11 protein-coding genes are annotated in these 12,838 nt (G+C 32.1%); 9 read left to right on the plus strand and 2 right to left on the minus strand.

Going from position 1 to position 12,838, the window contains the following annotated elements; genetic code table 11:
- The 6 genes from IGJ50_RS12235 (at position 1) to IGJ50_RS12260 (ending at position 5,614) form a co-directional block, all read left to right on the plus strand.
- Positions 1–639, plus strand: coding sequence for a DUF443 family protein (locus tag IGJ50_RS12235; protein WP_429950642.1), 639 nt, complete (start codon positions 1–3; stop codon positions 637–639).
- Between the two features lie 24 nt (positions 640–663).
- The gene (locus tag IGJ50_RS12240; RefSeq protein ID WP_206834061.1) at positions 664–969 is read left to right on the plus strand and encodes a DUF4176 domain-containing protein; all 306 of its coding nucleotides are present in this window, start codon (positions 664–666) and stop codon (positions 967–969) included.
- A gap of 70 nt (positions 970–1,039) precedes the next feature.
- The gene (locus tag IGJ50_RS12245) at positions 1,040–1,669 is read left to right on the plus strand and encodes a DUF443 family protein (protein WP_429950643.1); all 630 of its coding nucleotides are present in this window, start codon (positions 1,040–1,042) and stop codon (positions 1,667–1,669) included.
- Positions 1,670–1,778: 109 nt separating this feature from the next.
- Positions 1,779–2,150, plus strand: a complete 372-nt coding sequence (locus IGJ50_RS12250) for a hypothetical protein (RefSeq protein WP_429950645.1) — start codon at positions 1,779–1,781, stop codon at positions 2,148–2,150.
- A 162-nt stretch (positions 2,151–2,312) separates the two neighbouring features.
- Entirely contained in the window at positions 2,313–2,705 is a 393-nt protein-coding gene (locus tag IGJ50_RS12255; protein ID WP_429950647.1) for a (deoxy)nucleoside triphosphate pyrophosphohydrolase, read from the plus strand.
- A 2-nt stretch (positions 2,706–2,707) separates the two neighbouring features.
- Positions 2,708–5,614, plus strand: coding sequence for a DEAD/DEAH box helicase (locus IGJ50_RS12260; RefSeq protein ID WP_429950649.1), 2,907 nt, complete (start codon positions 2,708–2,710; stop codon positions 5,612–5,614).
- 48 nt (positions 5,615–5,662) lie between these two features.
- Here IGJ50_RS12260 and IGJ50_RS12265 read toward each other — a convergent pair whose 3' ends face one another.
- Positions 5,663–6,118, minus strand: a complete 456-nt coding sequence (locus IGJ50_RS12265) for a hypothetical protein (RefSeq protein ID WP_429950651.1) — start codon at positions 6,116–6,118, stop codon at positions 5,663–5,665.
- Positions 6,119–8,342: 2,224 nt separating this feature from the next.
- Between IGJ50_RS12265 and IGJ50_RS12270 the strand changes: the two genes are divergently transcribed.
- From IGJ50_RS12270 to IGJ50_RS12280, 3 genes are all read left to right on the plus strand, one after another.
- Complete coding sequence (locus tag IGJ50_RS12270) at positions 8,343–8,798, plus strand: hypothetical protein (RefSeq protein ID WP_429950653.1); 456 nt, start codon at positions 8,343–8,345, stop codon at positions 8,796–8,798.
- A 69-nt stretch (positions 8,799–8,867) separates the two neighbouring features.
- Entirely contained in the window at positions 8,868–9,548 is a 681-nt protein-coding gene (locus IGJ50_RS12275; protein WP_429950654.1) for a hypothetical protein, read from the plus strand.
- Between the two features lie 416 nt (positions 9,549–9,964).
- Positions 9,965–12,112 carry a glycoside hydrolase domain-containing protein gene (locus IGJ50_RS12280; protein WP_429950656.1) on the plus strand — a complete coding sequence of 716 codons (2,148 nt, stop codon included), beginning with the start codon at positions 9,965–9,967 and terminating at the stop codon, positions 12,110–12,112.
- A 59-nt stretch (positions 12,113–12,171) separates the two neighbouring features.
- On the opposite strand, the gene IGJ50_RS12285 is transcribed toward IGJ50_RS12280, so the two are convergent.
- Positions 12,172–12,759 carry a hypothetical protein gene (locus tag IGJ50_RS12285; protein ID WP_429950657.1) on the minus strand — a complete coding sequence of 196 codons (588 nt, stop codon included), beginning with the start codon at positions 12,757–12,759 and terminating at the stop codon, positions 12,172–12,174.
- Between the last annotated feature and the right edge of the window lie 79 nt (positions 12,760–12,838).

Below are 12,838 nucleotides of genomic sequence, written 5' to 3' on the forward strand. Positions count from 1 at the left end.
ATGATAGTAAAAACTGAAAATAAACGTTATAAGCAATTGACCTATAATGGTCAAAAAATACTATTAGATATGGATAGCAACAAATTAACTTGGTTATTCCCTTTCTTAGTCTGGTTTTTCCCAGTTAAAGGATATATGAACGAAGAACTGCCTATTTTTAAAGAAAGTAACGCAAAAGGAAAATCATCTGGAGCAATTATATTATCTTCGTCTATTTTAGCAAGTGTTTTGATTAGAATGACGAATAAAGGATTTGGTGATCTCAGGGGATTTTCAAATCCACAATTAGTTGCAGGAACAGTATTATTTTGTTCTATGGTAATAGTTATACTTATTCGCTATTTTTATAGATACAGAAAAAATCACGTGTTACTTTCGAATGAAAAAGTTGTTTTAATTAGATTTAAATTTATGGATGGTTTTAAGAGCAAATATCACTATATTGGGAAAGTGTTACTAGTTGTCATTTTTTGTTATGCAGTTGTGTTCTATTTTAGTATTACTTTTTTAATGTCTTATCTTAATATTATCCTTATCCCAGTTATATGTATGGTTGAATATCTAATCTCAATTGCTAACACAACGATTGAGCCACCAGAAACGGATGTAGAATTGTTGATTGAAATAAAAGATGAATAGAAATTAAAACAGGGGGAACAAAGTATGCAGACATTAGGAACAATCTTATATTTAAAAGATGGACGAGCTAAAGTAATGATAATCAATAGAGGACCTATCGTGGAAAAAGAAGGGATATCATTTTTATATGATTACGCGGGTTGTGTGTATCCCATCGGAATGAATCCAGAACAAGTTTTATACTTTAATGAAGAGAATATCGATAAAGTTTTATTTGAAGGATATCGTGATGAAGATGAACAACGGTTTGAAGAACTTTACAAAAAATCTGTTGAAGATTTAGGAGATTCTGTGATGAAAGGATTGCCTAATTTAAATCTTAAAAGCTAAATAAGGTGCTCATCTTATATATAATGGAAAGGGAAAATAGCGGTATAGTAGCGCTAAATGTTGAGATATAATGAAAGTTTATGAATCTACAAATAAAAGGTACAAACTAGCTAGACTAGATACAAACTATTATTTAATTGATATGGATAGCAATATCTTGGCTTATTTTCTCCCTACTTTAGTTTGGTTCTTCCCTTTTAGAGCAGTTGAGATAGATAAAGGAATGTTTAATAAGCTAGTGTCCAATGGTCAAAAAGAGTATGGTATTATGGCTACTGTTGTTATATCGATGTTTGTTGGAAGACCAGTTTACAAATTATCGACTATTTTTTTTCAAGAGCTTGATGTTACTTCTGAACTAGATAAACGTGCAATCTATTTACTGATAACTTTTGGCTGTTTGCTTATTTTTAGATCTATTATTATGTTCTACAATAAGCATAAGCTTAGAAAAGTATTATCTGTAGTAGGTTGCGATGTAACAATTGAAATTGAGAAAGAGAGTATTTCTACATATTACAAGAAGCATAGTATGATTCGATTGATTTTGATAGTTATGATTGCAGTAGGGATAATCTATATAACGATTGTTTATCTGTTTGATTTCATTGTAGTTTTTATTTTAAGTGTACTTATTTTTATATTTATGAATAGAAGTTATCTATTTCCTTACGGTAGTCGTTTTCATATAAAAGACTAGGATAAAAGTAATTGAATTGGTCTTTAAAATGAAAAACTAGGTTCATTTAAAAAATAGATAGATTTAATGATATTGGCTAATTAAATAATTATTTAATAAGGAGGACATAATGGAAAATATTGATTTTAGTGGTATTTACTTAATTTTTTTGTTTTTTATTCTTTTTATTGTAATAACTACTATTTTAGATATTAAAACAGATTATTCAGAAAAATTTATTAAATCTGTAATGTGGCATGATCCAAAAGATAGTGGAGAAAAAATAGTCGTTAAATATTGGGTATGGGAAAGAAACAAAAAAAAGTATATTGAGAAATTGTACTGTAATGGAAGTATAGTATATTTTAATGGAGCAAATTATTTAGTTAATCATTTATATAAAAAATGTAATCCAAGAAGAAAAACTTTTTTTGTTTTTGGAAGTAGCTGTAGTTGCTGGTTTAGAAGAGAAGTTAGAGCATATGTAACAATAAATAAATAAGGAATAAGTTACTGAAATAATTATATAGAAATTTAAGGTGATTTGAAAATCTAATAAATATATTATAGGCTTAAAATATATAAGCATTTTCGGTAATATTTCTCTTTTTTTAAAGATCAGCTATAATGAGAATATAGTCTAATTATAGTAAGGATTGATAACATGAAAAAATATATAAAAGTAGTTGGCGCAGTCATAGAAAAAAACGGAATAATCCTCTGTGCTCAAAGAGGTCATGATAAATCCCTAGCAGGTTTATGGGAATTCCCAGGAGGAAAAATTGAACAAAATGAAACTCCTCAACAAGCGTTAGAACGCGAAATCAAAGAAGAACTTCTATGCAAGGTTTCAATCAAAAATAAAATCATCACAGCAAGTTACGAATATGATTTTGGCATCGTCGAACTAACAACCTTCTTCTGTGAATTAATAGAAGGCGAACCAAAACTAACAGAACATGAAAGTATCAAATGGTTACCAATTTCTGAATTAAGTACTTTAGAGTGGGCACCAGCTGATATCCCAACAATTGATGCCTTAGTAAAAGGAGCATAAACATGAATCCTCTTCTAGAGAATTTCCAATCAGCACTTGAACATAGCTTTATTGATCAATCAAAAGAGTCAAATGAGCTTTACAAAGCAAAACTACTTGTAAATCCGGATGAAATGGGCAGAATGGTTCTAAATGATTTAGTAGATGAACTAGCAACATGTACAGAATTCTTCTTTGCAGTAGCGTTTATCACTGAAAGTGGATTGCTCGCAATTAAAACAGTTCTTTCTGATTTAGCTAAAAAAAATATTCGTGGAAGAATCATTACCTCAAATTATCTCTATTTTAATTCACCAAAAATGTTTAAAGAACTTTTAAAGCTAAAAAATGTAGATGTCCGAATTACAGAAATGGATGGTTTCCATGCAAAAGGCTATTCATTTAAACATGATGACTATGAAACCATGATTTTGGGGAGTTCCAATCTAACTATCAAAGCATTAAAAGTAAATTGTGAATGGAACTTAAAGCTAAATTCACTTTCAAATGGTGAGCTAATTCAAGCGATGAAACAGAATTTTGAGCATATGTGGGAAGAGTCAGAACCGTTATCTAATTCTTGGATTACTAAATATCAAATGGGCTACAAACCAATTTTGAATGTTCAAAAAGTTGATACGATGGAAGAACCATCAACGCAAATAGATCCAAAGTTCATAGTAGATGAAGTTGAGTACGCAACGAAACAGATTACGCCAAACGAGATGCAAAAGAAAGCTTTAATAGAAATTCAAAAAATGCGTGACTTAGAAAAACCAAAAGCAATGGTGGTTTCTGCAACAGGAACAGGGAAAACGTATTTATCAGCATTTGATGTTAAGGCGTATCAACCAGAGAAATTTCTTTTTATTGTTCATCAGGAACAAATCTTAAAGAAAGCGAAAGATCAGTTCATCAAAATACTAGGAGAAGATGGAGCGAAGTTTGGTATCTTATCTGGTAACAGTAAAGTCACCGATGAAAAATATGTATTCGCGACAATCCAAACATTATCGAAAGATGAAACCCTACAAAAATTTGCTAAAGATACATTCGATTATATTCTAATCGACGAAGTTCATCATGCAGGGGCGAAAACCTATCAAAAAGTAATCGACTATTTTGAACCCAATTTTCTTCTAGGCATGACGGCGACACCAGAAAGAACAGACGGATATAATATCTACGAAATGTTCGATTACAATGTAGCCTATGAAATTAGGCTACAAGAGGCATTAAAAGAAAATATGTTGTGCCCGTTTCACTATTTTGGTATCACGGATATACAAGTTGATGGAAAAACAATTGATGATAAATCCTCTTTTAATCAACTAGTTAGTGACAAGCGAATCAATTATATAATAGAAAAAATCGATTATTACGGTCATTGCGGTGATAAAGTTCGTGGCCTTATCTTTTGCGGAACGAAAAAAGAAGCGCATGAACTAGAACAACTATTTAATAATCGTGGATTCCACACTAAAGCGTTAACTGGTGATCATAAGATTGACGAACGAGATCGAGTAATTGCTCAATTAGAAGCTGGAAAACTTGACTACATTATCACTGTTGATATTTTTAATGAAGGAATTGATATTCCAAGCGTCAATCAAGTTGTAATGTTACGCAAAACAGAATCTAGTATCATTTTTACACAACAATTAGGTCGTGGATTAAGAAAAGCTAAGAATAAAGATTTTGTGACAATTATCGATTTTATTGGAAATTATGACAATAATTATTTGATTCCAATCGCTTTAACAGAAGATAATTCCTTAAACAAAAATAATCTACGCAAAAAAACGATGGCAACAAAATACCTTCAAGGAATGTCGACAATTATGTTTGACGAAATTACTAAAAATAGGATTTTCCAATCAATTGAATCATCTAAATTGAACAATGCAAAAAACTATCGAGAAGCCTATCAAAATTTGAAAAATCGATTGGGCCGTATGCCGAAATTAATTGATTTTATTGAACAACAATCAGTTGATCCAGTCATTATTACGAAATATAAAGAAAATTATCCTGCGTTTTTAAACTGGCTTAATGAAGAGACCCCAGTATTAAATAGTCAAGAAACGAAAGTTTTAACTTTTTTATCTAATGAACTTTTGAATGGTAAAAGAAATCATGAGCTATTGCTCTTATTAATGTTAATCAATAAGGAAAAAGTATCAACTGAAAAGTATCCGTCATACTTAAAAGAACAAGGTTATATTTGCGATGAACAAACAATAAAATCTGTAGAACATATTCTATCATTAGACTTCTTTACTCAAAAGGAAAGAGAAAAATACGGAAATAAGCCAATTGTAATTTATTCTAATGGTACATTTTCTCTAGAAAAATCATTTCAAAAGAGTCTTCAGCAAAATCAATGGTTTGCTGAGTCTGTAGAAGATATCATTAAGACATCTTTTGAACGTAGTAAGCGTTATGTATTAAGTGAACCATTAACGTATAATGAAGTATACGGTCGTAAAGATGTTTGCCGTTTACTAAACTGGGAAGATAACGAAACTAGTACAATGTATGGTTATCGAATCAAATTTGGTACTTGTCCAATTTTCGTAAACTATCATAAAGGTGATACAATCTCAAACGATGTAAAATATGAAGACGAGTTAATCGATCAACATACGTTATTATGGTATACACGTCCGAAATTAACTTTATCTAGTGGAGAAGTTGTGGAAATAATGAATTACAAAGAAACAAACTTAGCAATTCATGTTTTCGTTCAAAAAGAATCTGTTGGTGATCCTGAATTTATTTATCTAGGAAGAGCTTTTCCGAAGCTCGAAACAGCAAAAGAATTAGTCAAACAAGATAAGAATGGAAAAGATACCAACATCGTAAGTATGGAAATGACGTTAGAAAAAGCTGTTCCATTAGAAACTTACGATTTCATCAAACAAAAATAACTTTTCAGAGGATGGATCATCTCCATCCTCTTTTATAACATACGCAATCTATTCTAAATTCATTTTCTTCCCCTCAAACCCAGTCTCAACCTTCTCAGCCCTAACCAGCTCCATCACCAATTCATCCCCCAACTCAATCAACCGATTATAATCCTCATAAAAAGCATGAAACATCTGCGCCCGCGCATAATACTCCTTCACAATCCGTTTCTTATTAATCGGTCCAGACCGAAACTGAAAAAAATGATCCAAAATCGCCAAAGGCTCCTGCCAAGAAGCCATCTTCTCCATAAAATCCCGCAACTCAATAATATCCTGATACGTAACCGCCTTTAAATTCTGTCCTTGTTTATCCATTCTCCTGATCTCCTTCAAATAAGGCGGAGAAAAGCCGATAAGCGCCAAACGAAATCCAAGCCCAAACCCAACTTCTCCCACCAATTTTTTCACTAAATTTCTGGATTCAGTGACCGTTCTATCTGCACATTGACGAGGCAAACCCATAACCCAGCGCTACAAACGACTTTCAAAGCCTTGCTGTATTCATAACGCCTTCTCCCAGAGTAAAACAAAAAACGATACCGAACCTGTCAATACCGTCATCAATCAGCCAAACCAACCCCACAATTCACTCCTAAACCACCCTTAATCCCAAGAAATTAACAAAACCAACTAGAATTTCAAAAGAAAATTAGGTACAATAAAGAAGCTAGTGCTTCGGTGCTAGCAAATTGGCAACTTGTATAGATAGGTTGTGAATGTCTATGCAAGGCTTCATCGTGTGGTTGCCGCCAAACGATGAAGTGCCTTTTTGTTTTATCCGGTTTTTCATCGATTCTTAAAACGTCCCTCCCTTCAAACGTACTCGTAGGACAGAAAAAAACGGCATTGAGCAGATGCCCAATACCGTCGACAATAGTCTAATACCATATACACAACAGCCAATCATACCAAGAAAAAGCAAAGATTCCCTAGAAATCCCAACCCATTTTAGGTACAATAAAGAAGCTAGTACATGTTGCTAGCGCTATTGGCAACTTGTTTGGACAGATGTGTTGTCTTAACAAGGCTTCGATCGTAAGGTTGCCGCCGAACGATTGAAGTGCCAATTTTTATTTATATGTCTTGAACAGAGGTTGGGAAGAAAACGTCTAGCTCCGAGAACCAAGTAGGTACTATGCAACATCAACTTATTTTTCGTTGTGTTTTACAGCAATAAGAGGGAATTCACGAAAAATGTTCTTCAATTTTTTGTGAATTTCAGCTTATTTCCGAAGGAGCTGTTTTTGTACCACCGTTTATCCCAATCTCGATCCTTATTTCTATCCTACACATTTTATTATACCGAAAGACACCACCCACCGCAACGAAATTCGGCATTTCCACCTATTAAATAACACCAAAAACAGCGCCCTTATATATAAGATAAAATAACAAAAAAACTTTTTCCTCTTCAACCAATATTCACCGTTTCTGGGACAAGAAAGGAGGGACTTGAAAATGTTAGAAACATATGAACAGAACAAAGGAATCAATAAGGATCACGTAGCAACCTCAAGATGGGTAGTGGAAAATATATACCAACTAATCAATATATATTTTTTTCAAAATGTTTAGTTGGCGTTTAACAACTATGATAGCCAATTCAAATTACAGGCTGAAAAACTGAAGCCAAAGTAAAAAGCTACACATTTATTTGATGATGTGGGAAATGATTTCTTTACAACCGAACCACCAAAATTATGTGATTTGATGATAAGCACCCCTTCTTTTAGTCTACAAAATGAGATCATAAAAAGAAGTATTGAACTAGTTGATTAAGGGAAAGTAAAGTCATTCGCGTTGTTATTACCACTAGCTACGTTAGAAACAGAAAAAAGAGTGGAAATGTTTGAACAACATAAAGAATATTTAGCAATATTGATTTTTAGAAAAAGAATCAGATTTATTGGACATGCTACAAATTTTAATAAAGACTGCTGTTGGATATGCTACAATATTGATTCTTTAAAAAAGCAACCAATTCAGTGAGGCTGATACAATGTAAAAACGACGATTTTAAGAATGGACAAAAAACTAAGAGATTATCTTAGTTTTTGTTCTTCTATGTCCCAAATTTCAGATAGTAGGATAACTCCAGTAGGAGTAACTAGCTGAATCGATAGAAATAAACCATTTTGTTCTAGTACCCATTTAGCTTGCATGATATCTTCCCCTTTCTACTATATAATATAGCACTCGTACAGAAAAAATAATGTTAAAATAGGGTATACTTATAATTTATTTTTTCGAATGTTGATTTAAAGCCTTTTTTAATGTGAAGTTAAAGTACAAATTAAGTGAATTGAAATTGAGGGGTAAAAATGACAAAACTCTGATCTGTTAGAGTTTCGACTAAAGACTAAAACCTTGATCGTTAACAGGAAAGATTAAAAACTGAAGAAATTAATAATATTTCTGATAATGGTGTTTTATATAGCGCAACCAAAGTCTAATATGTTATAATATGTCTATAAAATATACCTAAAGGAATAAAAAACTTGGTAAAGAGTATTTTAAGTTACCTTGTAAATAGTCAAAATACCTCAATGCTAAAATAATCTGAATTTTGGAACAATTATAATGATCAGTAAACATTGAATACCTTTAGAAATAAGAGAAGAAGCTTTTATCAAGAAGAGAATTCGACTCTGAATTAAAAAAATAATTTAGAATGGAGCTTTGAACTATGAAGAAAGTATTATTGATTGGTATAATACCTGCCTTATTATTAGTCACTTGGGTGTATACCGCAACGTATGCTAATGAATCTGTGGATGTTAACAAAATAACGGACGACACGAAAATCGATTCAATTCAAAGTGAAGAAACAACAAAAATCTTTACAAGGTCTATTAAAGACATGTCAACTGAAGAACTTTCTAACCTATTTGTTAATGCAACACCAGAAAGTATGATTGAAGTTATTAGCAAGTTTGATCCATTTAAAAAAGTAGTTTTGATGGATGATGGTTCATATCTACAAGGAGAGGTAGATATGAATGATTCGGAAACTGCTTCGACATATGAATCAGTAGACGCAGAAACAGATGTTAATGGAATTTCTGTAAAAGAATTTGAAAATTTAATTATTGCGCATTGGGATGAATTAGAGCAGTTATCAACATTTTATAACAATAAATAAAAAAAACTTTTGTTTTTTTTACTGTTAATGAGAGAGGGTCATTAACAAATAAATTATAGGAGATGTGTTATGAAAAAAGTATTATTAGTTATTTTGTTTGGGGCATTGGGGCTATCTTTTGCACAAAAAACTGAAGCAGCAGAGTTCAAAGAACTCTCAAAGGAAGAGCAGAAGGGAATATCAGAGAATCCTTTTGGCCACTTAGGAGACAATGATAATGTTGTCCGTTTGCCAGATGGAGAATTTGCTAACGGAGAAGTAATATTTTATGAAAGTATTGATTCTAACGGAGTTATATACGACAGTGAAAATGATCCTAACAGCCTTACCGTAGCAGAAGCAAAAGAGATTATGAAGAATGAAGCAAAAGAAAATAAGACTAGAACAACAAGAAGAGTAATTCCAGAATATAGACACGTTGTGATGAGAGGAGGAGCTTCACTAACGGTATCTGTTGATAGAACTTACGGTGCTATGGGCTGGTACTCATTTCCTTCTACGTATTCAGCAGCAGCAGGGACGGGGGGGATATATTTAAGATACAGCTCATCGAATGATTCTTCGTTAGCTGGCACAGCATCACAAGCTACGTCAACGTTACTAGGAAAAGGGTACTTTGGAACATTAATAGGAGCAAATCGATCAACGTATTTAGCAGGAAATTTGACAATGTATACTTATAATACTAGAATGCCTGCAACGCCATCAGGAGCTTCTTATTATATATACATGAATATTGCAAATATATAGTATTTATATGATTGTTGTTAATTAGGAATAGTGAGAGAAGTATTGGAAAAGAAAAACTTTGGAAGCATAAAATAAACTGTGTAAGTAGCCATTATAGATAGGTTACTTACACAGTTTTTCTTTTTTACTAAAGTCTGTAATAGAGCAAGAAACGATGAAAGTTAGTCTTTTAGGGTTAGTAATTATCCATTTTCATAGTGGTGGGCATTAATTGTAGGTGGATAATAGTAACTTAATAGAAGCTTAGTAAAAAATTGCTTTTAATTATTTATGGGAGAAAATGGAGTGAAAAATGAAAGGGTAAAAGTATTAATTAAGTATATGATAATTTTAATCAAATAGCTTTTGATTGTTAAGGAACTTGCGCAAGAAGGCCAATAGAAATATTTCATAAAAAAGAAAGTGATGTGAATAATATGGAAACACGTGGAATAACAGATCCTTGGGTAGAAAAAGTCCAAAAATGGTTAAATGAAACATATAAGGGGAAATCAGGTTGGGGCTCTGTTCCAGAAGACGGAAAGACAGGATGGCCGACTATTTATGGGTTGATTCGTGCTGTTCAAGTTGAATTGGGAATTACAAGTCTAGCGGATAATTTTGGTCCTACAACTCAAGCCAAGTGGAATCAGAAGGTTCCAAGTTTATTAGTAGAGGGAACGAAACATAATATCATTAAACTTATTGATGGAGCATTGATTTGTAAAGGTTTAGGTACATTAAAATTTAGTGAAACATATGATCTAAAAACGGATTATGGAATCAAACAATTTAAAAGTTTAGCTGGATTTCATGAGCCAACAGGAGCTCTATCAGCAATGTGGGCAAAAGCACTTTTTGATATGAGCGCTTTTAAAAAAGTGTTTGGTGGAAGTGAAAAAGTTAGAGAAATTCAACAATATTTAAATCGTTTATATCATCCGTATACAGGTATTTTACCATGTGACGGTATTTATCAAAGGGATACAAATAAAGCATTAATTTACGGACTTCAAGCAGAAATGGGTATGGATACTGTTCATGCTAATGGTTATTTTGGTGAAGGAACGACAGCGTTATGTCCAACATTATCTTCAACTCAAGGAACTAGTAGAAATATTACTTTATTGCAAGCAGCTTTAATTGTAAATGAAGAATATGACGGAGAAATTAATGGGATATGGAGTTCTATGCTTACCACAGCAGTAAACAAGTACAAAAGTTTTATGAGAATTAATCCAATCAATGGTGTAGCTGATATGCCTGTTATTAAGGCGCTACTTTCTACAACAGGAGATATTAATCGCTCAGCTGAGGGATTTGATGCTTCGACTAGGCTAACTCAAGAAATGGTAAATACTGTAAAATCATATGGAATGTATCATGCTGGACGATACTTAACTGGGACAGCAGGAAGTGGCATTAATAGAAAACCAAAAAATTTAACAGTTCCTGAAGCAAGACTTTTATTAAACAATGGGATTAATATAGTTCCAATTTATCAAGATAATAATGCTGAGCTTTCTGATTATTCCTATTCAATAGGACAAAGTGATGGAAATGCAGGTTTTGATCGAGCATTTAAATTGGGGATTCCTGCAGATACTATTATCTATTTTGCAGTAGATGTTGATACGACATTAGATCAAATAGAAGAGTATATTATTCCTTATTTCGAAGGAATTAATGAAGCATTAAAAAATTTTGGTGCAAAATGGGATTATTTTTATACGTATAGAGTTGGGGTATATGGACCTAGAAATGTTTGTAAAATTCTTTCAGATAAAGGACTAGCAAGTTCAAATTGTTATGTTTCAAATATGTCTTCAGGATTTTCAGCAAACCTAGGATACCCACAGCCGAGAGACTGGGCATTTGACCAATTTTATGAGCCACTATATGGTGTAGGATCTGGTTTAGGACATATTTACATCGACAAAGTAGCCGTTTCAGGAAAAGATTCAGGCGTTAGTTACATTCAACCTGAAGTGAATCAAATGAAAGAAGTGCTAAAGGAATTCAATCTGCCTTCTTTGACTAACTTATTAAACAGCGGATCAGTAGTATTCGGAAAAGAAATAACAGTTGCAGATTTAGGTGTTGCTAAAGTAACATTCAAACCAACAATTGGTTTATCACCTAAACAAGGAGATCAGGTTTTCAATATAACAAACGGAAAAATCGATGCTAAGTTTACTCAAGAGATCATTAAAAATTTTGATGCCAGTTATACACAAAACTTGAATGATGGTGCGGAATCTATCTCTGCAAAAATTAAAAATGGAGATGTGTCTGTTTCTGTAGGAGCAACTTCTTCTGGAAAAATATCATATGCAATTACTGTAAATGTTATTGATCATGAATTTGAACAAGGAGCAGGTAAAGTTTCATTTTCATTTACTTTCAAAATCGAAATAAAAAAATTCTTTTTTGATGATAATCAATTGAAGGAAGTAAATTGGGAGTTTATTGCTAAACTTTCTGTCTTAGCAATGGCAGTGATAGCAGTTGCCTTAATTTTTTCAGGGGCTATGGCTGGTATTGGAACATTGATAGCGTTATTTTCAATGCTTTTAGTTAGCTAAAATAATAATACAAAAATCAGAGTAAGAAACTTCAATAATTCTTCACTCTGATTTTTGTATTATGGTTGATAGTCAAAAGCAATTTCTTTTTGTTTTATATAGGTTAAAGTTCTTTCTAGGCATAGTTGCTGTTCTGTATCAGTTAAATCAAATATAGTGATCACAAGAAAAGTTCCGCCTTTAGTATAGGATGGCTTATGTAATTCAATAACGACGTTTTCAATTCGAGAAACTCTGTTGGCATATTTAATGTCTGAAAAAAGTTGATTATCTGTTGAAACTGAAGTAAATAAATTAAATTTAGATGAAGATACGATCAGTCTACTATGAGGTGTAGATACGCACTTCTTTATATAGGATTCTATTCTTCTTTTTTGGACAGTATTAGCATAAATTGGTGTTAATTTTATTAGTAGCATAATAGTTACTGAATATATAATTAAAGAAATAATTAAAGTGGTAATAGAAGGGATTTTACCAGAAGTAAAAGTTTCTTTAATAATGAGAATGCAGAAAAGAGCAGTTAGAATTATCACACTTAGTTTAATAATCATTTTTGTTTTTATAAGGAATATGTTTCCAATAAGGCTAGAATCTATGAATTTAGAAGCTATCCTTTTAGCAAAGGTACTATTTTTAATCTCCATGTATGTAATTCTCCGTATCTAAAATAATGTGGTTCATTTATTTTTACTGAAATTATATCTATATAAATAATAAACTATT

The sequence above is a fragment of the Enterococcus sp. AZ101 genome, from assembly GCF_050499005.1.
GTDB lineage: Bacteria > Bacillota > Bacilli > Lactobacillales > Enterococcaceae > Enterococcus_L > Enterococcus_L ureilyticus.

Coding starts and splice junctions, on each gene's coding strand:
- IGJ50_RS12235 (WP_429950642.1), top strand. CDS start 1: ATGATAGTAAAAACTGAAAATAAACGTTATAAGCAATTGACCTATAAT.
- IGJ50_RS12240 (WP_206834061.1), top strand. CDS start 664: ATGCAGACATTAGGAACAATCTTATATTTAAAAGATGGACGAGCTAAA.
- IGJ50_RS12245 (WP_429950643.1), top strand. CDS start 1,040: ATGAAAGTTTATGAATCTACAAATAAAAGGTACAAACTAGCTAGACTA.
- IGJ50_RS12250 (WP_429950645.1), top strand. CDS start 1,779: ATGGAAAATATTGATTTTAGTGGTATTTACTTAATTTTTTTGTTTTTT.
- IGJ50_RS12255 (WP_429950647.1), top strand. CDS start 2,313: ATGAAAAAATATATAAAAGTAGTTGGCGCAGTCATAGAAAAAAACGGA.
- IGJ50_RS12260 (WP_429950649.1), top strand. CDS start 2,708: ATGAATCCTCTTCTAGAGAATTTCCAATCAGCACTTGAACATAGCTTT.
- IGJ50_RS12265 (WP_429950651.1), bottom strand. CDS start 6,118: ATGGGTTTGCCTCGTCAATGTGCAGATAGAACGGTCACTGAATCCAGA.
- IGJ50_RS12270 (WP_429950653.1), top strand. CDS start 8,343: ATGAAGAAAGTATTATTGATTGGTATAATACCTGCCTTATTATTAGTC.
- IGJ50_RS12275 (WP_429950654.1), top strand. CDS start 8,868: ATGAAAAAAGTATTATTAGTTATTTTGTTTGGGGCATTGGGGCTATCT.
- IGJ50_RS12280 (WP_429950656.1), top strand. CDS start 9,965: ATGGAAACACGTGGAATAACAGATCCTTGGGTAGAAAAAGTCCAAAAA.
- IGJ50_RS12285 (WP_429950657.1), bottom strand. CDS start 12,759: ATGGAGATTAAAAATAGTACCTTTGCTAAAAGGATAGCTTCTAAATTC.